The following is a 20,894-nucleotide window of genomic DNA, read 5'->3' on the forward strand; positions in this document are numbered from 1 at the left end:
GGGAGCCGGGCTTGCCCGGCTCCCACAATGGTTTCCATACACAGGAAATTTTAGATATTGGCGCGCAGGATGCTGTCCGGCAACGGCTCGCCCCGCTCGACAGTGGCAGCTACCGCGTCAATCAACACTTCCAGCTCGTACCCTTGCCCGACCAACCACGCATCGTCGTAGTAGGTCGTGGCATAACGCTCGCCCCCATCACATAGAATCGCCACGATAGAGCCCGACTCCCCTGCCGCCTGCATCTGCTGAGCGGCAATCAGCGCGCCAATCAGGTTGGTGCCGCTGGAACCCCCGACCCGCCGTCCCAAGCGTTGCGCCAGGTAATGCATGGCCGCCAACGACAAGGCGTCCGGCACCTTCACCATCGCATCGATCACCTTGGGCAGGAACGACGCTTCCACCCGTGGCCGGCCAATCCCCTCGATTCGCGAGCCGCAGTCCAGGCGCAGGCTGGCATCACCGGTCTGGTAATACTCGAAGAACACCGAACGCTCGGCGTCGGCGCATAACACCCGGGTGCAATGCTGGCGATAACGCACATAACGCCCGAGGGTCGCGGTGGTACCGCCGGTGCCCGGGCTGGAAATCAGCCAGCTCGGCTCTGGATGCCGCTCGCAGCGCAATTGCTGGAAGATTGATTCGGCAATGTTGTTGTTCGCCCGCCAGTCGGTAGCACGTTCAGCGTAGGTGAACTGATCCATGAAGTGCCCGCCGCTTTCCTGCGCCAAACGCTCGGATTCGGCGTAGATCTGCGTGGGATCCTGCACCAGATGGCTCTTGCCGCCGTAAAAGGCGATTTGCGCAATCTTTTCCTGGGACGTGGTGGCCGGCATCACCGCAATGAACGGCAGGCCCAGCAAGCGCGCGAAGTACGCTTCAGAGATCGCCGTCGAGCCGCTGGACGCCTCGATCACCGGTGCGCCGGGCTTGAGCCAACCGTTGCACAGGGCATACAGGAACAGGGAGCGGGCCAGCCGGTGCTTGAGGCTACCGGTGGGGTGGCTGGATTCATCTTTGAAATACAACTCGATCCCCGGCAGGCCCGGCAGCGGCAGCGGGATCAGGTGGGTGTCGGCGCTGCGCTGGAAGTCCGCTTCAATAATGCGGATGGCCTCTCGGGCCCACGGACGGTGGTCGCTCATGCTCAAGTTCCACTAAATTTTCAGGCTTGATCTTAGGGTGTTTCCTACACTGCACACAGATACAGTCGTGACTCAATTCGATACACAATTGCCAGGCTTTGACGCAATCCATACCTTGGCACTTTTATATAACAAAAAAGAATATAACTTTTGTTTTAACAACTAACAGTACGGGTTAGGGTACGCCCCTATTGAACTTTGATTGGAGAGCATCCCTTGCCTCTGCGTAGCACATTTACCCGTTTCTTCCAGCTTGAAGCGGCCAGCGGTCTGTTACTGATCGCTGCAGCCGCCTTGGCCCTGATCATCAACAACTCACCGCTGTCCCATCTCTACAACAGCTTCCTTGAAGTGCCCGTCGCCGTACAAATCGGTGCGCTGCAAATCGCCAAGCCGTCACTGCTATGGATCAACGACGGCCTGATGGCCCTGTTCTTCCTGCTGATCGGCCTGGAGGTCAAGCGCGAGTTGCTCGACGGCCACCTGTCCAAGCCTTCCCAGGTCGTGCTGCCAGGCGCAGCAGCCATCGGCGGCATGGTGGTGCCAGCACTGATCTACTGGGCGCTGAACAAGGATAACCCTGCGGCGCTGGGCGGCTGGGCCATCCCGATGGCCACCGATATCGCCTTTGCCCTCGGCGTACTGGCACTGCTGGGCAAGCGTGTACCGGTGTCGCTGAAGCTGTTCCTGATGACCCTGGCGATCATTGATGACCTGGGCGCCATTATCGTCATCGCGATTTTCTACTCCAGTGAACTGTCCACTGCGTCGCTGGCGGGTGCAGGCGCATGCCTTGTCGCGCTGATCGCCATGAACCGCCTGGGCGTGGTCAAGCTCGGGCCCTACCTGATCATCGGCCTGATCCTCTGGGTCTGCGTGCTCAAGAGCGGTGTGCATGCCACCCTGGCTGGCGTCACCCTGGCGTTCTGCATCCCACTGCGTACCAAGAACGCCGAGCCGTCGCCCCTGCTAAGCCTGGAACACGCCCTGCACCCGTGGGTGGCGTACGCAATCCTGCCGCTGTTCGCCTTTGCCAACGCCGGTGTGTCCCTGGCCGGGGTCAACCTGGAGAGCTTCACCCACCATGTGCCTATGGGTATCGCCGCAGGCCTGCTGGTGGGCAAGACCGTCGGTGTGTTTGGCCTGACCTGGCTCGCGGTGAAAACCGGCCTCGCGGCTCTACCGACCGGCGCCAATTGGGGCCAAGTCATGGGCGTGGCCATCCTGTGCGGCATCGGCTTCACCATGAGCCTGTTTGTCGGCTCACTGGCGTTCGTACCAGGCAGTAGCGAATACGCCGGGATGGACCGGATGGGCATTCTCACCGGCTCGATCCTTGCTGCATTGATTGGTTATGCAGTGACAGCGATGGCCAGTCGTAAGCAGGTGACGGTCAACGCGTAACGCGTAACGGGGGGGAAGGCTTTTCCTGCCCCCCCGTGCTTTCAGCCTCTTCTCCCCTCGCTTGCAGCACCCTCCTACATTTTTTCTCCTGCGCCTCCCATAACGTCGCACTAGATGTCGCGATGGAACTCGCCAGGAGGGCATGATGGCCAACAACAAAGACAGACCGCAGGTCTGGCGTTCCTACGGGACCGGTACCGGTGGCTATCGCCGCCTGGAACCTATGAGCGAGCGCGAACTGGCCGCCCGCGAGGCGCTCCAACAACCCTACAACGCAATGCTCGCACGCCAGCAAGCCTACGAAGCAAAGCTTCAGCCTGCGTCAGAACCGACCCCGGCTCCTGTCGTCGGGTGCGTTTTCGCTAAGTCCTGCAACTTGCCGGACGCCATCATCAGCTACAACACCCCATCTGGTTACATTCCCCTGGATCGCCTCGCAGACTATGGCGAACATGCAGTGCTGGGCGGCCGTGAAACAGATGCAACAGGCCGGCTTCCTCTCCAGAAGATAAGCGCCACTGTATTGCCTGCCGGGCTTGGCTCGTTGGCACTGGGTGGCTCGGCCATTACGGGCGCGGCCGCTGCCACCGGGACCGTTGCGACAGGCTTCATGCTGGGCCTGGTAGCACTGCTATGGCCCTCAACGCTGGGCGACAGCGCGCTCTATAGCGATGAACAATTGCGCACCCTGACCCGCGCCCGCACCCGCGTGCGCCTGAATATCGAACAACAGGCCGACGGTAGCCTGAAGGGCTATGCCTTCTACACGGGAAAGAATCGTGATTGGGAAATGGTCGATGTCGTACAGTTTCAACTACAGGGCACGCAACACGTAGCGGATTTGGGTGACGGCGTCGAGCTGATCTGGACACCTGCTGTTGACCCTGCCGATACCCTTGGCATACCCGCACTGGAGGCTGCGCCAGCCACGCCTCACATATGGGTGTATCCGCCGACGGAAACAGCCGCGAGTATCATCGTCGACCCGATTTATCCGCCGGAGTATAAGGATTTCATTCTGGTGTTTCCGGCGGAGTCGGGGATCCGACCACTTTACGTCGTTCTAAACATTCGACCTGGTGACCACGCGTACCATCCAGCATCAGAGTTACTTCCGGCCTACCCTGATGCAAAAGTAGTTGCTCGTAAAACACCCGTTAAAGGAGGAGGAGCCCTTCGTAAAAGATGGAAAACTGCCAAAGGTCTGATTCTGGAGTGGGATTTGCAGCACGGCGCAATCGAAATGTATGACGCCCGTGGTAGGCACATAGGTGAGTTTGACCATATAACTGGCAACCCCACCTCCACGAAAAAATCAAAAAAGGAAAAAGAACGGAGAATAGAGCCATGAGATATCTGATTGAAGCCTTCGATAAGGTTACTGACCTGCAAGTGTTCGTAATCGAGCTACCTCATGGGTGCGAGGACAAGTTGAAAACCATAATGCAATGGTCCGAAGAGCAACATGGCTGGGAGGGCTACAACCTGACCCCCGCTCAACTGACGGCTATAGAAACCTTAGCCGGCAGAGTGATAAATGACTCTATTCATCACTTCCAACTTACTTGCAACGTTTAACGCGCCCGCCCGAAATTAAAAATCATATTAAGAAAATCCGTAGCCAAACTGAAAAAACCCCGACCAGTCACCCGGTCGAGGTTTTTCTTTTACTGAATGACGCTTAGCGGGTAACGCGGCTGGTCCCGTCTACGGTCATGATGCGCACGCGGTCGCCGATGCGGAAGATCTCGTTTTCCTGCACGGCCTGGACGTAGGCGCGCATGCTGCCGTCGTCTTCGCGTACGGTGATTTCCACGCCCTGGGTGCGGGTCAGGCCTTCTTCGGTGGCCGAGCCCAGCAGGCCGCCCGCCACGGCACCGATAACAGCGGTGACGATGCTGCCGCGACCGCCACCGATGGCGCTACCACCAACACCACCAATGACTGCGCCTGCTGCGCCGCCGATTGGGGTCTTGGTGCCTTCGATCTTGACCGGACGCAGGGATTCAATGGTGCCCATGCGCACGCTTTGCACACGACGGGCTTCGTCACGGGAATACGAGTCGCCGGTCAGACTGGAGGCGCAGCCACCCAGCAGCAACGACATGGTGGTGAAGCAGGCAACCAGCAGAACAGACTTACGCATAGCATCAACTCCAAAGGACATATCTTTATTAGACTCCGCTGCTTGACGCCTGTCACGGCACGGCCCGGAGAAAATTGCTTTCATTCAGCCCCAGTACAGACAGGCTGTACCGCAAAAACCGACAAACGGTAGACCTACACCCAGACAAGGAATTTCATGGACTACTTCATCATTGTAGCTACCACCGCCGCCGGCCTGTATTTCCATTGGTGGCTGTACCGGCGGATCAAGCGCTGGGTAGACCGCGACCTGGCGCTCTCGCTGGCGGGAGACGATCCTCACAAGCGCAACTTTATGCTGCAACAGTTGGACCGCGCCAAGGCTGAGAAGGTCAAGCGTAAGGATTTGCCACAGTGGCTGCAGGACGCAGCGCGGCAATATGTGGTCAAAACCACGGAGTAGAAGGCTTCGTAGCAGGACATGTCGGAGCCGGCAAGCCGGCTCCTACAAGTGTGATGTTTTTAGGGTGCCAATCGCTCGCGGGTCCAGTCGGCCCCCTGCAAACGATAGTTCAAGCGATCATGTAAACGGCTCGCCCGGCCCTGCCAGAACTCGATGCGCTCCGGCAGCAGGCGATAACCACCCCAGTGTTCCGGGCAATCCGGCTGGGTCTCGCTGAAACGCTGCTCGGTCAACGTGAGCAGGTCCTGCAATTGCTGGCGATCACGGATCACCTGGCTTTGCGGGGAAGCCCAAGCGCCGATACGGCTACCCAGTGGGCGCACCTGATAGTAGGCGTCCGACTCCTGGGGCGTGACCTTGATCACCCGCCCCTCGATGCGCACCTGGCGCTCCAGGGTCGGCCAGAAGAAGGTCATGGCAGCAAACGGGCGAGCTGCCATTTGCTGGCCCTTGGCGCTCTGGTAGTTGGTGAAGAAGGTAAAGCCCTGGGCATCCAGCCCCTTGAGCAGCAGGACGCGGCAGTGAGGCCGGCCCTCCTGGTCCACGGTCGCCAAGGTCATGGCGTTCGCCTCAACCGGCGGTTGCTCGGTCTTGACCGCGTCGTTGAACCACTGGTGGAACAACGCAAACGGTTCGTCCGGGGCCTGGGCCTCGCTCAAACCGTCCCGTGTGTAGTCACGGCGCATATCTGCCAGTGCCTGGGTCATGCGGCTTTATCCTTCTGGCTCAATTACTCAGTTTTTCGCCTGGTCGTTTGCAGCGACTTTTTTCGCTGGCGTTGCAGCCTTGGCGGCAACTGGCTTTTTGGCAGCAGGCTTGGCGGCGGCTTTTTTCGCGGCTGGCTTGGCGGCGGCCTTCTTGGCAGGTGCTTTCTTGGCGGCAACCGCTTTCTTGGCGACCGGCGCTGGAGCAACGACGTCCTGCACCGCGACCAGTTCAGGCTTCGGCGGGTTTGGCGAGTTGTACTTGCTCAACAGTGCCAGCATGGTTGTACGTTGGGTGAACATGATTTCCATGCGACGGTTCAGGGCACGGCCCTGGGTGCTGTCGTTGGCGGCGCGTGGCATCAGGTCACCCATGCCACGCAACATCAGGCGGTCCTGCTTCAAGCCACTGAGGCTGAAGATCGAAGCGATGGACTGGGCACGCTCCTTGGTCAAGGGCTGGTTCTGCACGGTGTCGATATGGCCGAGGACCAGCACGGCAGTCTTCGGATCCTTTTCAACGGCCTTGGCGACACGGGTAAACGGGCCCAGGGTCACCGGCAACAACATCGCCGGGCGCTTCGGGTTGTACGAACCATCGACCGGGGCAATCACCACCAGCACGTTGTCGCGACGTTCCAGCTGCAGGTTGCTGTCCTTGATCGCGGCGCGCAGGCGCGGCTCGTAGTCATCCAGCCAGGCCTGAGTAATTTTCGGGTCTGGCATCGGGATGTTGGTCACATCGACTTTGTTCAGGGGTTTTGGCTTGCTTTCAAAAGGCCACCACCATTTGGTGTCGCTTTCAGCCTTGGCCACTACCGGAGCGGCATCGGCAGCAGGAGCAGGCGTTGCCGCCTTCAGATCGGCCTTGAGATCAGCCTTGGCGTCAGCCGCTTTGGCATCGGCCTTGGCGGTAACGTCCTTGGACGCCGACTTGTCGAACCCGAATGACCACCAATGCTCGCCAGACGCATCATTTTGTGGGGTTTGTGCACAGCCAGTAATAGTGAGGCAGAGCGCCAGTGCCAAGGACTTGTTCGATAACATGAGATATCCACAAAATGAGAAAACACAGGGGTCTGGATGACCCGTTAAACAGACGCTTCACGAAGTTTAAAGTAACAATACTTTTCAAGCGCCTTTTGTAGGTGCCTTTTTAACAAAAAAACGCCATACAGCAAGCTATTTACAGACAGTCGGCCAATATTCTTACCAACTTTTGCGCACGCGGGTCCATAAGTACATACGGCCCCAGAGTATTGGTCACGAAACCAAATGCTACATCATGTTCCGGATCGGCAAAGCCCACGGAACCACCCGCCCCAGGATGCCCAAATGCACGTGGGCCAAGGCCGAACGTGGCATTGGGCACATTCGGCTGGTCCAACATGCAGCCCAGGCCAAAGCGGGTTTGCGTCAACAAGGTTTTATCCGGCCCGATACTGTGTTCGCGGGTCAGTTGTTCAAGCATATCGGCTTCCAACAAACTTCCGTCCAACAAACCACTATAAAACCCGGCCAAACTGCGTGCATTGCCATGCCCGTTTGCCGCAGGCTGCTGCATACGACGCCACTCGGGTTTGTTAGTGCTGGTTAGTATAGAAGGCGGATTGGTAAACGCCCGGGTGCTCATTGCCTCGGGCTCACGCAGGGTAACCTGCAACAGCCGTTGGGCAGCTTCATCCCCCATGTTGCCTTTACCCCTGGCAATGTGCGCGACACGATAGAACTCTTCGTCCGCCAGCCCGACATGAAAGTCCAGGCCCAACGGGCGAGCAACCCGAGCCACAATCGACTCCCCCGGCCCACGCCCGTCGGCACGGCGCAGCAGCTCCCCGACCAGCCAGCCATAGGTGATGGCGGCGTAGCCATGGCCTTCACCGGGGGTCCACCAGGGAGCCTCGGCGGCCAGGGCAGCCGTCATCAACGGCCAGTCATACAGGGCCTCAGCGGGCAATGTCTCACGCAACGCTGGCAACCCGGCCTTATGGCACAGCAGTTGGCGCAGGGTGATGCTTTCCTTGCCCGCCGCCGCGAACTCAGGCCAGTAGTTGGCAACGGGGACGTCCAGTTGCAATTTGCCTTCGGCAACCAGTTGCAAGGCGGTGACAGCGGTGAAGGTCTTGGTGCAGGAGAACAGGTTGGCGATGGTGTCGCTATGCCAGGCTTCGGCACCGTCCTTGTCGGCAGTACCAGCCCACAGATCGAGGACCGTTTCACCGCCAATCTGCACACACAGCGCGGCGCCGCGCTCCTGAGGGTCGTCGAACAATGCGGCGAAGGCTTCACGCACTGCTTCGAATTGAAGCTCGTAATGACCCTGAATCTGCACCTGTATCCCCCTCGAAAAAGACCTGCTTTAAGTGGCGCCCATTGTTCCAGTCATTACTGGGTTTGGGAACCCGTTGCGGCATGGGCGACCTTGGCTTTTTCGGCCTCTGCGCCCAATTGCTGGATCGTCGTCAGGTTGCTTTTACGCACGCTATCGACAAAGCCCTGGAACGGCACATCAGTGATCCCCACCAAGCCGAAATGGCCGTTTTCACCGTCGAGCAAACGCCCGGTTACTGGCTGGTCGAGATACTGGAACCAGTGCACACCGACAATCGACGGTTCGGCCATCGCCTGCTTGAGGAAGGCCGCATAAGCCGGGGCGCGCGCCTCCTCACGGGCCAATTGCGTGACACCGCCCCAGAACGGGCCACGGTCGGCGGAGCCGAAGTTGAACTCGGTGATCAGCACCGGTTTGTCCAGTGCACGCAGGGCCGCAAAGTCGTAGCCGTCCTGGGGCTTGAGGGTGTACATGTTGAAGCTCAACACATCGCAATACTGGGCGCAGGACGCCACGGCCTCCGGGGTGCTGACCGCATAGCGGCCACCCAACAGCAACTGGTTTGGCGCATGCCACTTCAGCGCATCGGAGATGGTCTTGAAGTAGGCGTCGGCGAAGGTTTTCTGGAAGTACTGGAAATCAGCCTCGATTTCCGGATGCTCGGCATTGGGAACCGGCGGCTCGAAGCCTGGATCTTCCATCAATTCCCAGCCAGCCAGATGAATACCCCAGGCTTTGGAAAGGCCATCTTCGTTGCGGTACTTGTCGCGCAGTTGCTTGAGGAACGCACGCTTGGCCGGGACATCCGTAGTCATGCGCAGGGTGCCGTAGGCCAGGGCGTAGCGGGATTTCGCATCATCGCCGGGACCGGCCCATGCCAGTTCGTTATCGGCAAAGAAGCCAATCAACCAGGGGTCGTCGCGGTGGTCGCGGGTGGCGATCGCCACAGCCCGCTCAGTGGCCATGGCAAAGCGCGGGTCGAAGGGATCGGGCATGCCGCCCCACCAGTCGATGCCGGTGCTGATACTGGTGTAGTCGCCAATGATCGATAGAGGCAAGGTGTAAGGCACGCGACGGGCGTCACCCAACTGCGGAGCGCTCCAGTTGCCGATCGTATTGAAGCCCCAGGCTTGCAGGCGATCCAGGGTGTGACCGGTCCAGCGGGCTTGGTCAAAACCTTGGGCCGTGCAGGGCTGCGCCTCTGCTGCCGGGTCACACGCCTGGCCGTAGGTGCGCTGCAGGTTGGCACCGTAGAAGTCGTACCAGCGCCCTACATTGAAGCCGCGCCCTACATCGGCGCCATTGCCGCCACGGTTGTCGCCGCTGCCGTAATACTTGTCGAAGGGCTCGCCCGCCTTGGGCAGTGCGCCAAACATCCATTCGCGCCCCGCGACATAAGTCTGGCTGTTATCCGGGCTCACCGTGTTGACACCCAGCGAGTAGAACGGATGCCCAAGCGGTGTCACCAGGTACCAGCGCCCGTCGCGTTTTTCGGTGCGGAAGAAGCCGCTGGCCTCAAAGGCCGGGCCCTTGGTGCTGCCGCCAAACTTGTCCAGGGCGCTCTTGTCACGCTCTGCGAGCCAGCCCTTGAGTTGTTGTTGTTCCTTGGCGGCAGCGGCTTTCAATTGCTCGTCGCTGCTGACTTTTTCTGGCCAGCGCGCACGGTTGGACTGCCCATACGCGTCCACCAGTTCACTGTAGGCGGCCTTGAGCACCGGCTCGCTGTCCTGCACGCCAAAGCGCTCCAGCAGAATGCTTTGCGGCGCAGCCGGCTTGATCATTGACAGAGTGACCGAGACCACCTGGCTACGATCGATTTCGCCAGCGCTACCGGCCAGCATCACGCGCTGCCCCTCCACGGTGATCGGCATCGGCGGCCCGGCCTTCATGCCCTGGCTCAAGGGCGAGTTGGCTTGCAGGGGCACCAGCAGGGTTTGCGCAGGCCCCGCCGGCAAATCGATACGGCTGACCAGGGTCTTGCCGTCGCTGCTCTGCACCTTGACGTACAACGTCAGCGCCCAGTCCATCGCACTCTGGATGCGCAGGCTCATGGCACTCGATTGCGACCAGTCCCACACCCCACTCTGCGGGCTGAGCACCAGGCTCGGCTCCGCTGCCGGGTTAAAGGTGATGCGGCGCAGCACCTCGCCTTCCGGGGTCTGTTCGGCGTTGTACTGCGGCAGGCTGGCGTCCTGGGTCGCCACCTTGACCACATCGGCCGGCCGGACAAAGTTGAACAGCGTCTGTTGCCCAGCCGGCGCGGCCAGCAATGGCGTGGCGAACAGTAGGGCAAAAAGAGCAGGCAGCGTGCGGATCATACGAACAAGGTTCTCCCAATCGGCCGGTGAATGGCCTGATGACATATATGAGATAGACCACGAAGTGGGCGAATTCGCCCACTGTGGCTTAGGAAATTTCGCGCCTGAAAGGCGGCAAGGCATTAAGGATAGCCTTGCCATAGCGTTGAGTGACCAAACGGCGGTCGAGCAAGGTGATGGTGCCCCGGTCCTCTTCAGTACGCAGCAAGCGGCCACAGGCCTGGACCAGCTTCAACGAGGCATCCGGTACCGAGATCTCCATGAACGGATTGCCGCCCCGGGCTTCGATCCATTCGGCCAGCGCGGCCTCGACTGGATCGTCCGGTACAGAGAACGGGATCTTCGCGATCACCACGTGCTCGCAGTAGGCTCCAGGCAGGTCCACACCTTCGGCAAAGCTCGCCAGGCCGAACAGTACGCTGGAATCCCCGCCATCGACCCGCGCCTTGTGCTTGTTCAGAGTCTCCTGTTTTGACAGGTTGCCCTGGATAAACACCTGCTTGCGCCAATCGCGGTCGAGGCCGTCGAATACGTCCTGCATCTGTTTACGTGACGAGAACAGTACCAACGTGCCCTTGGAACCCTCCACCAGGGACGGCAGGTCGCGAATGATTGCCGCGGTGTGGGCCGGCGCATCCCGCGGGTCGGCCTTGAGGTCCGGCACCCGCAGCACTCCGGCGTCGGCGTGATGGAACGGGCTGGGCACCACGGCAGTGACCGCTTTTTTCGGCAGGCCGGCACGCATGCGAAAGCGCTCGAAAGTACCGAGGGCGGTCAGGGTGGCCGAGGTCACCAGGGCGCCGTAGGCCACGTTCCACAGGTTGCGCCGCAGCATCTCCGCCGCGAGGATCGGGCTGGCATTGACTTCGATATCGAACAACGCGCCGCTTTCCGACAGCGTCAGCCAGCGAGCCATGGGCGGATTGTCTTCCGGATCTTCGACGGTGAAGGCGGTCCACAACTCCCAGTTGCCCTGGGCCCGTGACAGCAGGCTGCCAAACAGCGGGTACCACTCTTCGGCCTGGTTGCTGGCGATGCCGATATTAACCTCGCCGTCCATGCCTTCCTTGAGCAGGTCGGTGAGGCGGGTGAACAGGTCGGTCAGGCGCGAGAAGCCCTTCTTCAACTCGACGCCCATCTCGCGCATATGCTCGGGGATCAGCCCGCCGACAAAGCGATGGCGTGGCCGTTCGCGTCCTTCGACGTCTTCGCCGGGCTTGAAGTCCGCCACTTGCTCACAGGCGCTGAACATGAACTGTTGCTGGGTCTTGATCTCCCGCGCCAACTCCGGCACCTGCTCGATCAACTTGCCCAGGTCGCCCGGCAACGGATGCTGGGCCAACAGCTTGGTGAGGTTCTTGGCGGTGGTTTCCAGCCAGTCGGCAGTGGAGCGCAGGCGTGTGTAGTGGGCGAAGTGGCCGATGGCCTTGTCCGGCAAGTGGTGGCCCTCGTCGAACACGTACAGCGTGTCACGCGGGTCGGGCAGCACGGCACCGCCGCCCAGGGCCAGGTCGGCGAGGACCATGTCGTGGTTGGTGACAATCACGTCAACCTTGCCCATGCCTTCGCGGGCCTTGTAGAAGGCGCACTGGCCGAAGTTGGGGCAATGACGGTTGGTGCACTGGCTATGATCGGTGGTCAGGCGCGCCCAGTCGGCGTCTTCCAGGGCATTGGGCCAACTGTCGCGGTCACCATCCCACTTATTGCCGGCCAGCTTCTCGATCATGCTGGTAAACAGCTTCTGGCTGGCCTCATCGACTTCGATCTTGAAGCCTTCTTCTTCGAACAGCGAGGCCGTGGCGGTTTGCGCGTGGCCTTCCTGAAGCAGCACGTCCAGCTTGGACAGGCACATGTAGCGGCCACGGCCCTTGGCCAGGGCAAAGGTGAAGCTCAGGCCGCTATTGCGCATCAGGTCCGGCAGGTCTTTGTAGACGATCTGTTCTTGCAGGGCGACAGTGGCGGTGGCAATCACCAGGCGCTTGCCGGCCGCCTTGGCAGTAGGAATTGCCGCCAGGCTGTAGGCCACGGTCTTGCCGGTACCGGTGCCGGCCTCGACGGCCACGACCGCGGGGTCGCCGCTGCGCCGGCCTTCGTCGTCGGTGTCGATATCCCCGAGGACCTTGGCCACTTCGGCGATCATCAGGCGCTGGCCGTAACGCGGTTTCAAGCTCTTGGCTTCGAGAAAACGCGAGTAGGCGCCCTGGATCGTGGTTTTGAGTTCAGTGCTGATCATGGATAGTCGGGCGCAAAAAACGCTGGATAAATTTTCAGTGGTTCGGATCGGCAGCTATCATACCCCGCTAATTAATCCCGCGCAGAACGGAGTACCTCAATGACCGTCTTTAGCCTTGCCTACACCCTGCATGTATTGGCCGCCCTGGTATGGGTCGGTGGTATGTTTTTCGCCTGGATGATCCTGCGCCCGGCCGTTGTGGCGGCGCTTGAGGGGCCGGCGCGGCTGAAACTGTGGATGAATGTGTTTCCACGTTTTTTCGTGTGGGTCTGGGTGGCGGTGCTGATCTTGCCGATCAGTGGCGTCGGCCTATTGCAACTGCGCTTCAGCGGGTTTGAGACCGCACCGCGTTATGTGCAGGTGATGATGGGGTTGTATGTGGTGATGACGGCGCTGTTTATCCGCATCCAGGCGTTGCAACTGCCTGAACTGCGCACGGCAGTGGCAGCCGAGGACTGGGCGACGGGCGCGCAGGTGTTGGGGAAAATCCGAAAATTGGTAGGGATCAATCTGATTGTTGGGTTGGTGGTGGTGGCGGTTGCCTCGGCTCGGCCGATGTTCTGAGGGTGTTCTCCAGGGCCTCATCGCGGGCAAGCCCGCTCCCACATTTGAATCGGTTCGTAAATCAAGTGTGGGAGCGGGCTTGCCCGCGATGGGGCCAGTGCCTATAGCTCAAAGCCGTTGGATGGTCACCGTACCGGCAGGTCCGGAAGGCCCAGCCTGCCCTTCCAGACCGGGACGGCCTTTCTCGCCACCATCGGCGCGGTACACCAGGCACCCCCTGGACTGCCCGCCCTTGCCCGGTTTGCCGGCAACACCCGGCAAGCCGCCTGCACCGCCGTCGACCCAGACCTTAATCTGCTCACTCGGATAATCCTGCGGCAATTCGATACGCACTGCCGCCCCCGCGGCCCCCGGCAGCCCATCGCCACCGTTGTCGCCATTGGCGCCACGCCCAGCCGAACCCCACGTGCACCCTGGGTCTTCGCCATTGGCGCCGTCCAGGCCGCTATAACCTTGGGCGCCGGTGCCACCCCGGGCATCGACAGACAATAGCTGCGCATCCAATGCATTGATCCGCAACGTCAGGTCACGCCCTGGCTTGGCCGGCTTTTCATGGGTGCCGGGCGCCCCCCGGGAGGTGATCTGGCTGCCATGCTCCAACTGCGCATGCCGCACCTGCAATTGCAGGGCCGAGGCGCTAGGCACAATGGCGATCCGCGCTTCGCGGCCCAGGTGCAGTTCGTCGACGGTGACCTGGGTGATATTTGCCGGAATCAACAAGGTGCCATAGTCGGCCACTTCCAGGCGTTCCAACTGCAGCACGCTGGTGCTGTTGGGCAAGCGCAGCAACGAGTTGGTCTCGACACTGACGCTTTCGGCCAGGGCAACGGGGCTGACCAGCAGGGCCAGGAGAATAACCTTACGCATGATTGCCATCCTTATTGTCTTGATCAGCCGTAGGCGCAGGCAGGCTCTTTATATGGAACATCCCCAGCAGCAGGATCAGCAGGCGGTCACGCCAAGGGTGGGCACGATGTTTGACGCTGGCGTTGAATAGCACCAACTCCAGAAGGTGGGTCAGCAACAATAGGATGCCGACCAGGTTGACCAATAGATGAAATGGATTGGTCAGCGGTTTGAACAGATTGATCAGCACAACGCCCCAGAACAGCAACGCCAGCAACTTCCCCAATCGCAACAACAGCTTCATGCCCTACGCCCCCTTGCACATTATTCTTTGGGCGCACAGTAACGAGTTCTACGGGCGATTTGCCAGTGAAGGATTAAAAAACTTGAGAACGCTGCGACTTGGCGACCAGATCGCCGAGGATTGTCGGAAGCTTCCATCAGAAATGCCCCTGGAACCACCCAGGGGCATGTGGGCAGTGCGCTAGCGGTTGATCTGGATTTCCACGCGACGGTTCAGCGCTCGCCCGTCGGCGGTTTTGTTGTCGGCCACCGGATGGGTTTCACCGGCCCCCGTCACCGAAACAAAGTTGCTGCGGGGCACGCCGGAGCTGACCAGGTAGTCGGTCACCGAATGGGCGCGTTTTTCCGAGAGTTTCTGGTTGTAGGCATCTTTGCCGACGCTGTCGGTATGCCCGCTGACCCGCAACTGGGCACTCGGCGCCTCCTGTTTCAGGCGTGTGGCAACGGTGTCGAGCTTGGTTTTATCGGCCGCCGTCAGCCGGGCCGAGTCGAACTCGAAGTGCACGTCACGAATCACGATGGTCTCTTCCTTGACCACCACCACTTCTTCGACAACCACTGCCTCAGGTACTGGCGGGCAGCCATTGGCATCGACCTGCACGCCTTTGGGGGTGCCCGGGCATTGGTCGCGGCTGTCGGGCACGCCGTCGCCGTCCTCATCGCCGTCGCCATGGACCCAGCAATAAGCGCCGGCCATGCCGCCAATCAACAACGCACCGCCGCCGGCCCATGAAGAGCTTTCGGTGGCGCCCAGCGCGGCACCGGTTACGCCGCCGAGGGCTGCACAGGTGGGCCAATCGGTTTTTTGCAAGCCTGCGCAACCTGTCAATACTCCGGTTAGCAGAACCAAGGGTAGAGCTGTCCGCATGATGCTCATTTGATTTCTCCTGAGGGGATCGGCCGCAAGCCGATGGGTGGAGTAAAGACCGCTCTTTTCATCTGCGCCAGCGCGCCATACCCCCGTATTCATTGGCCCAGGCTGCTTTTCCCCGCCGACAGGCCGCCGCCCGCTCTAGGCCCGCGCGCTCAAGCAGGCTAGTCTTCACGGTTCTGATGTGAGGATCTTCGATGACCGCCGGTAATTCTTCCCGTACCCCGCAGCAATCGCTCGCCGCCCTGCTTGATCGCCAAGCGCCCAAACGCCTGCTGGTATTGGGTGCCGGGCAGTTCCCGGCGCTGGATGCGTTCAAGCAGGCCCACCCTGACACCGTGGTCTGCGTCGCAGGGCCTGGACCATTGCCTGCCGAACTGGCCGCCCAGCGATTTGACCTGGCCCTGGTGGTCGACTGCCTGGAGCACCTGTCAAAACGTGCAGGATTGGAGCTACTGGGCGGCGTGCGCAACCTCAACGCCAGCCGCATCGCCGTCCTCGCCGACCTCGCGGCCTGCGGCTGGAAAGACACCGACTTTTTCTCCTTGGCCCTGCAGACCAGCGAACAATTTCGCCGCGACGATCAGGTACTGACGCTGTTTACCTACGATCTGCTTGAATACAAACAGGTCCCGGACTGGCTGAACGCCCGGTTCTGGGCCAACCCGGAAAACTTCGGAAAGTATTGGTGGTAACCATGAGTACATCCATTTGCCCTTGCGGCAGCGGCAACCTGCTGGATGCCTGTTGCGGCCATTACCACACCGGCCACCCCGCGCCCTGTGCCACTGCGTTGATGCGCTCACGCTACAGTGCCTATGTGCTGGGGCTGGTGGATTATCTGGTGGCGACCACACTACCGGCACAACAGAGCGGCCTGGACCGTGACGCCATCGGGGCCTGGAGCGCGCAGAGCACTTGGTTGGGCCTGGAGGTGGAAAGTTCCGAGGTGTTTGGTGGGCAGCCGGAGCATGCCTTCGTCACCTTTACCGCACGCTGGCATGACAGCACTGGCGAACATAGCCACCGGGAACAGTCGTCTTTCGTACAGAACGATGGGCACTGGTACTTTATTGATCCTACGGTGGCGGTGAAGGCTGGGCGCAATGATGCCTGCTTGTGTGGCAGTGGGCAGAAGTTCAAGAAGTGCTGTTCCAGCTATTTGAAACAAAACGGTTCAGTGTAGGAGCGAGCTTGCTCGCGAAAAAGGCAAGAGCACCGCATTTACCTAGACTGCCCTCGTCATCGTTGACGACCATCGCCGGCAAGCCGGCTCCTACAAAGGATTGCGTCATGGTCAACCGATTACGAAGCTATAGCTGTTTACTGGCACTGACCGTTGGCCTCTCGGGCTGCGCGTCCTGGTTCGCCGATGACACGCCGCCACCGCAAATCCACCTGATCAAGGTCGATCTGGTACGCGCCAAGCTGTTGGAGCAGAAGTTCAAGCTGCACTTTCGCGTGGATAACCCCGGCGACTCGGACCTCACCGTGCGCGGCTTGATCTATAAGATCAGCCTGGCTGACGTGGAGCTGACCGAAGGCGAATCCAACGAGTGGCTGACCATACCGCCCCATGGCCGGGGATTTTTCAAGATCACGGTGCGCACCAACCTGTGGCCACAGGTGCGGCAAATCGCCGACCTGTTGAAAAACCCGGACCGCCCTATCCCCTATCGCCTGGAAGGTGAACTGAAAACCGGATTATTCATCGGTAACGACGTGCACGTGATGCGCAATGACGAGATAATCCCCGCCGATTTTATTCCGGAGCGACACCAATGACTCAGCAACCCCATGTCCATGGCCCTGACTGCAACCACGATCACGATCATCACGACCATGGCCATGTCCACGGCCCGAACTGCGGCCATGCCCACCAGGAACCGGTGCGCAACGCCCTGAAGGACGTTGGCCGCAACGATCCGTGCCCGTGCGGCAGTGAGAAAAAGTTCAAGAAGTGCCACGGCGCCTGATCCGCCGCATGTAGGCGCCAGCTTGTCGGTCGGTGAGGCAAACCGCCATCGCCAGCAAGCCGGCTCCTACAGTTCTATCGATAGACCTAAATATTTCATTGAATTTTCCCTAGTCGACCGTTACCTATACCTACAGGCACATCAGCGGGCGTCCTGCCCGGTCAAGCATCACCAATTATGGAGAGCTTCATGATCGACCTGTATTACTGGACCACCCCCAACGGTCACAAGATTTCGTTGTTCCTGGAAGAAGCCGGACTGCCCTACGCGGTGCATCCGATCAACATCGGCCAGGGCGACCAGTTCAAGCCAGACTTCCTGAAGATCGCTCCCAACAACCGTATTCCCGCCATTGTCGATCAACAGCCGAGCGTCGGTGGTGCGCCGATTTCCCTATTTGAATCCGGCGCTATCCTGCTGTACCTCGCGGAAAAAACCGGCCAGTTCCTGCCCAAGGACCTGCGCGGTCGCCAGGAAGCGCTGCAATGGTTGTTCTGGCAAATGGGCGGCCTGGGCCCAATGGCCGGGCAGAATCACCATTTCAGCCAGTTCGCCCCGGAAAAGATCCCCTACGCCATCAAACGCTACGTCGATGAAACCGCGCGCCTCTATGGCGTGCTGGACCGGCGCCTGGCCGATCGCAGCTTCGTCGCCGGCGAGGCCTACAGCATTGCCGACATGGCGATCTACCCGTGGATCGTGTCCCACAAATGGCAGGGCCAGCGCCTGGAGGATTTCCCCCATCTGCATCGCTGGTTCAACCTGATCAAGGAACGCCCGGCGACGGTGCGGGCCTATGATTTGGTACAGAAGGTCAACCCGCCGAAATCCTGATCGTACCCTGTAGGAACTGGCTAGCCGGCGAAGATCGTTAACGAAAACGCCGGGTGCCTGGATAAGCGTGGCGCCTGGTAGTTTTTCGCCGGCAAGCCGGCTCTTACAGGGGTTTGTGAGTGTTTGAAAAAATTAGCATCGCCTCCCGCTTGCGTCGGTTCGCCGCGCTCACTAACGTAGCGCCTTTACTGACGCTACCCCCCGCAGGAGCTTTGCCATGGCCTCGCCAGCCCTCTCACGTTTTCTTCCCCGGTTCGGCGTTGCCGCGGCAGTGGCCAGTGCCTTGGGCCTGGCCGGTTGCCAGTCACTGAACAGCCAGGACACCCTGCCGCCTGTTTCCGGCGTACAGCCGCTCAAGGGCCTGGCGCAAAATGTCTCTGTGCGGCGCAACAGCCAGGGCATGCCGCTGATTGAAAGCAACACCTTCCACGACGCACTGTTCACCCTGGGTTATGTGCACGCCAGCGACCGGATCAACCAGATGGTCACCCTGCGCCTGCTGGCCCAGGGCCGCTTGGCAGAAATGTCCGGGCCGGATGTGCTGAATGTCGACCGTTTTATGCGCGCGGTCAACCTCAAGAAAAGCGCCAGCGAGCTGTACAACGCGTCGTCGCCACGCCTCAAGCGCTTCTTCGAAGTGTATGCCCGCGGGGTCAACGCCTACCTGTTCCGCTACCGTGACAAACTGCCTACGGATCTGGCCCAGACTGGCTACAAGCCCGAATACTGGAAGCCAGAGGATTCGGCGCTGCTGTTCTGCCTGCTCAATTTCAGTGAGTCGGCCAACCTGCAGGAAGAGTTGTCCGCCCTGGTACTGGCGCAAAAAGTCGGCGCCGATAAACTCGCCTGGCTGACCCCAAGCTACCCGGACGAGCCACTGCCTATGGCGGAGTCCGACAAGCTCAAGGGCGTCAACCTCGGGCAGATTCCCGGCCTTGCCACGCTCAACAGCATCAACGAGCGCCTGGGCAGCCTCAATACCCTGGGGGTTTCCACCTCCAGCAACTGGGCCATCGCCCCACAACGCAGCCGCAGTGGTCGCAGCCTGCTGGCCAACGACCTGTCGACGCCGATGCAGGCGCCGTCCCTGTGGAATTTCGTACAAATCCGCGCGCCGAAATACCAGGCGGTCGGGGTGTCGATTGCCGGGATACCTACGCTACTTTCCGGTTTCAATGGCAAGGTGGCCTGGAGCATGAGCCAGGTGTCCGGCGATACCCAGGACCTGTTCCTGGAGAAGGTCAAACGCCAGGGCAGCGCGCTGTACTACGAGCACAACGGCAAATGGGTGCCGGCCATCGTGCGTAACGAAACCTTCTTCGCCAAGGGCCAGCGGCCGATTCGCGAGGCGGTGTACGAAACCCGCCACGGGCCGTTGCTCAACAGCGCCCAGTCGCTGACCAGCGGCTACGGCCTGGCCCTGCAAACCGCCGATTTCAAGGACGACAAGAGCCTGGATGCGTTTTTCGACCTGTCCCGGGCGCAGAACGTGGAAAAAGCTTCGGACGCCAGCCGTGAGATTCGTGCCATCCCCCTGAACATGGTGTTTGCCGACGCCAGCAATATCGGCTGGCAGGTCACCGGACGCTTCCCCAACCGCCGCGAAGGCGAAGGCCTGCTGCCATCCCCTGGCTGGGACGGGCGCTATGATTGGGACGGCTTCGCCGACGCGATGCTGCATCCCTACGACCAGGACCCACCACAGGGCTGGGTCGGTACGGCCAACCAGCGCAGCGTGCCCCACGGCTATGGCATGCAACTGTCCAACTCCTGGGCCGCACCAGAGCGCAGCGAACGCCTGGCGCAGTTGGCCGGCAACGGCAAGCACGACAGCCGTAGCGTGATTGCCATGCAATACGACCAAACCACACTGTTCGCCGCCAAGCTCAAAAGCATGTTCCAGGCGCCAGGTATGGCTCAGCCTCTGAAACAGGCGATCGAGGCCCTGCCGGCCGTCGAACGGGCCAAGGCCCAGGAAACCCTGGGCCGCCTGATGGCGTTCGACGGGCGCCTGGCAGCCACGTCGAGCGATGCTGCGATCTACCAACTGTTTATGCAGGAAAGCTCCAAGCAAATTTTCCTCGATGAACTGGGCCCGCAAACCAGCGCCACCTGGAAAGCCTTTGTCAGCAACGCCAACCTGTCCTACGCCGCCCAGGCCGATCATCTGTTGGGGCGTGAAGACAGCCCGTTTTGGGATGACCTGCGCACCCCCAACAAAGAAGACAAGCCGGCGATTCTCGCCCGCAGCCTGGCCGCCGCGATCACTGCCGGCGATAACCAACTGGGCACGGATCACAAGGCCTGGCAGTGGGGCAAACTGCATAGCTACACCTGGAAAAACAGCAGTGGCCAGACCCTTCGCGGCCCGTTGGCCGCAGGGGGCGATCACACTACGTTGAACGCCGCGCCCTACAACTGGGGGCAGGATTTCGCCACCACCCAAGTCCAGGCCCTGCGCATGATTGTGGATTTCGGCCAAGCGGAACCCATGATGGGCCAGGGCGGGATTGGCCAATCCGGCAACCCTGCCAGCCCGTACTATGCCAATGGCATCGATCCGTGGCTCAAAGCGCAGTACCTGAGTTTCCCGATGCAGCCGCAGAACTTTGACAAGGTGTACGGCAAGACCCGATTGACTCTGGTCCCTGGGAAATAACCCCATTTAGGAGCTGGCTTGCCAGCGATGGCGGTGTGCCTGCCAACACATCGTTGCCGCGCTGTAAGCCAGCTCCTAACGTTCTGCACTGCAATGGTGCTGAAGTTCTATTGCGACCGATATCGGGCGCTTGCCACGTTACCCTTCGCGTAATCCC

Annotated in this window: 20 protein-coding genes and 1 pseudogene; 10 read left to right on the top strand and 11 right to left on the bottom strand. The window is 60.5% G+C overall.

Going from position 1 to position 20,894, the window contains the following annotated elements:
• Positions 1 to 50: 50 nt before the first annotated feature.
• Entirely contained in the window at positions 51 to 1,145 is a 1,095-nt protein-coding gene (locus tag HBO09_RS10735; protein ID WP_169996944.1) for a PLP-dependent cysteine synthase family protein, read from the bottom strand.
• Positions 1,146 to 1,361: 216 nt separating this feature from the next.
• On the opposite strand from HBO09_RS10735, the gene nhaA reads away from it, so the two are divergent.
• A complete protein-coding gene (gene nhaA / locus HBO09_RS10740; protein WP_169996942.1) occupies positions 1,362 to 2,549 on the top strand; it encodes a Na+/H+ antiporter NhaA in 1,188 nt (395 codons plus the stop codon).
• 145 nt (positions 2,550 to 2,694) lie between these two features.
• Positions 2,695 to 3,900: an S-type pyocin domain-containing protein gene (locus HBO09_RS10745; protein ID WP_169996940.1), complete on the top strand. Its 1,206-nt coding sequence runs from the start codon at positions 2,695 to 2,697 to the stop codon at positions 3,898 to 3,900.
• A gap of 330 nt (positions 3,901 to 4,230) precedes the next feature.
• On the opposite strand, the gene HBO09_RS10750 is transcribed toward HBO09_RS10745, so the two are convergent.
• Complete coding sequence (locus tag HBO09_RS10750; protein WP_029297142.1) at positions 4,231 to 4,695, bottom strand: glycine zipper 2TM domain-containing protein; 465 nt, start codon at positions 4,693 to 4,695, stop codon at positions 4,231 to 4,233.
• Positions 4,696 to 4,851: 156 nt separating this feature from the next.
• Between HBO09_RS10750 and HBO09_RS10755 the strand changes: the two genes are divergently transcribed.
• On the top strand, positions 4,852 to 5,097 hold the full coding sequence (locus tag HBO09_RS10755; RefSeq protein WP_169996938.1) for a hypothetical protein: 246 nt from the start codon (positions 4,852 to 4,854) through the stop codon (positions 5,095 to 5,097).
• Between the two features lie 59 nt (positions 5,098 to 5,156).
• Here the strand turns inward: HBO09_RS10755 and pdxH are convergent, their stop codons facing one another.
• The 5 genes from pdxH to dinG form a co-directional block, all read right to left on the bottom strand.
• Positions 5,157 to 5,804, bottom strand: coding sequence for a pyridoxamine 5'-phosphate oxidase (gene pdxH, locus HBO09_RS10760; protein WP_169996936.1), 648 nt, complete (start codon positions 5,802 to 5,804; stop codon positions 5,157 to 5,159).
• 27 nt (positions 5,805 to 5,831) lie between these two features.
• Complete coding sequence (locus tag HBO09_RS10765) at positions 5,832 to 6,848, bottom strand: OmpA family protein (RefSeq protein ID WP_169996934.1); 1,017 nt, start codon at positions 6,846 to 6,848, stop codon at positions 5,832 to 5,834.
• 139 nt (positions 6,849 to 6,987) lie between these two features.
• The gene (locus HBO09_RS10770; protein WP_169996933.1) at positions 6,988 to 8,133 is read right to left on the bottom strand and encodes a serine hydrolase domain-containing protein; all 1,146 of its coding nucleotides are present in this window, start codon (positions 8,131 to 8,133) and stop codon (positions 6,988 to 6,990) included.
• A gap of 53 nt (positions 8,134 to 8,186) precedes the next feature.
• Entirely contained in the window at positions 8,187 to 10,451 is a 2,265-nt protein-coding gene (locus tag HBO09_RS10775; protein WP_169996932.1) for a beta-galactosidase, read from the bottom strand.
• Between the two features lie 88 nt (positions 10,452 to 10,539).
• The gene (dinG, locus tag HBO09_RS10780) at positions 10,540 to 12,684 is read right to left on the bottom strand and encodes an ATP-dependent DNA helicase DinG (protein WP_029297151.1); all 2,145 of its coding nucleotides are present in this window, start codon (positions 12,682 to 12,684) and stop codon (positions 10,540 to 10,542) included.
• Positions 12,685 to 12,783: 99 nt separating this feature from the next.
• Here dinG and HBO09_RS10785 point away from each other — a divergent pair, with 99 nt between their 5' ends.
• A complete protein-coding gene (locus HBO09_RS10785) occupies positions 12,784 to 13,248 on the top strand; it encodes a CopD family protein (protein ID WP_169996931.1) in 465 nt (154 codons plus the stop codon).
• Between the two features lie 108 nt (positions 13,249 to 13,356).
• On the opposite strand, the gene HBO09_RS10790 is transcribed toward HBO09_RS10785, so the two are convergent.
• The 3 genes from HBO09_RS10790 to HBO09_RS10800 all read right to left on the bottom strand — a co-directional run bounded on the left by HBO09_RS10790 (position 13,357) and on the right by HBO09_RS10800 (position 15,274).
• A complete protein-coding gene (locus HBO09_RS10790) occupies positions 13,357 to 14,115 on the bottom strand; it encodes a collagen-like protein (RefSeq protein WP_169996930.1) in 759 nt (252 codons plus the stop codon).
• On the bottom strand, positions 14,108 to 14,398 hold the full coding sequence (locus HBO09_RS10795; RefSeq protein WP_169996929.1) for a DUF1145 domain-containing protein: 291 nt from the start codon (positions 14,396 to 14,398) through the stop codon (positions 14,108 to 14,110). Before HBO09_RS10795 ends, HBO09_RS10790 begins: the two co-directional genes overlap by 8 nt.
• A gap of 180 nt (positions 14,399 to 14,578) precedes the next feature.
• Positions 14,579 to 15,274 (bottom strand): OmpA family protein, encoded by a 696-nt coding sequence (locus HBO09_RS10800; RefSeq protein ID WP_169996928.1) that lies wholly within the window; start codon positions 15,272 to 15,274, stop codon positions 14,579 to 14,581.
• Between the two features lie 191 nt (positions 15,275 to 15,465).
• Between HBO09_RS10800 and HBO09_RS10805 the strand changes: the two genes are divergently transcribed.
• Both HBO09_RS10805 and HBO09_RS10810 read left to right on the top strand, forming a co-directional pair.
• Positions 15,466 to 15,963, top strand: a complete 498-nt coding sequence (locus HBO09_RS10805) for a DUF6231 family protein (RefSeq protein WP_169996927.1) — start codon at positions 15,466 to 15,468, stop codon at positions 15,961 to 15,963.
• A gap of 2 nt (positions 15,964 to 15,965) precedes the next feature.
• On the top strand, positions 15,966 to 16,454 hold the full coding sequence (locus HBO09_RS10810; RefSeq protein WP_169996926.1) for a YchJ family protein: 489 nt from the start codon (positions 15,966 to 15,968) through the stop codon (positions 16,452 to 16,454).
• Here the strand turns inward: HBO09_RS10810 and HBO09_RS29195 are convergent.
• A pseudogene (locus tag HBO09_RS29195) lies at positions 16,447 to 16,563 on the bottom strand (outer membrane lipoprotein carrier protein LolA); the annotation flags it as partial. The gene HBO09_RS10810 and the pseudogene HBO09_RS29195 sit on opposite strands and share 8 nt — an antisense overlap.
• On the opposite strand from HBO09_RS29195, the gene HBO09_RS10815 reads away from it, so the two are divergent.
• The 4 genes from HBO09_RS10815 (at position 16,562) to HBO09_RS10830 (ending at position 20,737) form a co-directional block, all read left to right on the top strand.
• Positions 16,562 to 17,053: an LEA type 2 family protein gene (locus HBO09_RS10815; RefSeq protein ID WP_169996925.1), complete on the top strand. Its 492-nt coding sequence runs from the start codon at positions 16,562 to 16,564 to the stop codon at positions 17,051 to 17,053. The pseudogene HBO09_RS29195 and the gene HBO09_RS10815 sit on opposite strands and share 2 nt — an antisense overlap.
• Positions 17,050 to 17,244: an SEC-C metal-binding domain-containing protein gene (locus tag HBO09_RS10820; protein ID WP_154988615.1), complete on the top strand. Its 195-nt coding sequence runs from the start codon at positions 17,050 to 17,052 to the stop codon at positions 17,242 to 17,244. The genes HBO09_RS10815 and HBO09_RS10820 overlap by 4 nt, the downstream gene beginning before the upstream one ends.
• Before the next feature lie 189 nt (positions 17,245 to 17,433).
• Complete coding sequence (locus tag HBO09_RS10825; RefSeq protein WP_170060911.1) at positions 17,434 to 18,078, top strand: glutathione binding-like protein; 645 nt, start codon at positions 17,434 to 17,436, stop codon at positions 18,076 to 18,078.
• A 217-nt stretch (positions 18,079 to 18,295) separates the two neighbouring features.
• Complete coding sequence (locus tag HBO09_RS10830) at positions 18,296 to 20,737, top strand: penicillin acylase family protein (RefSeq protein ID WP_169996922.1); 2,442 nt, start codon at positions 18,296 to 18,298, stop codon at positions 20,735 to 20,737.
• The last annotated feature ends 157 nt before the right edge of the window (positions 20,738 to 20,894 follow it).

The organism is Pseudomonas sp. WS 5027, assembly GCF_012985695.1.
Classification (GTDB): domain Bacteria; phylum Pseudomonadota; class Gammaproteobacteria; order Pseudomonadales; family Pseudomonadaceae; genus Aquipseudomonas; species Aquipseudomonas hygromyciniae.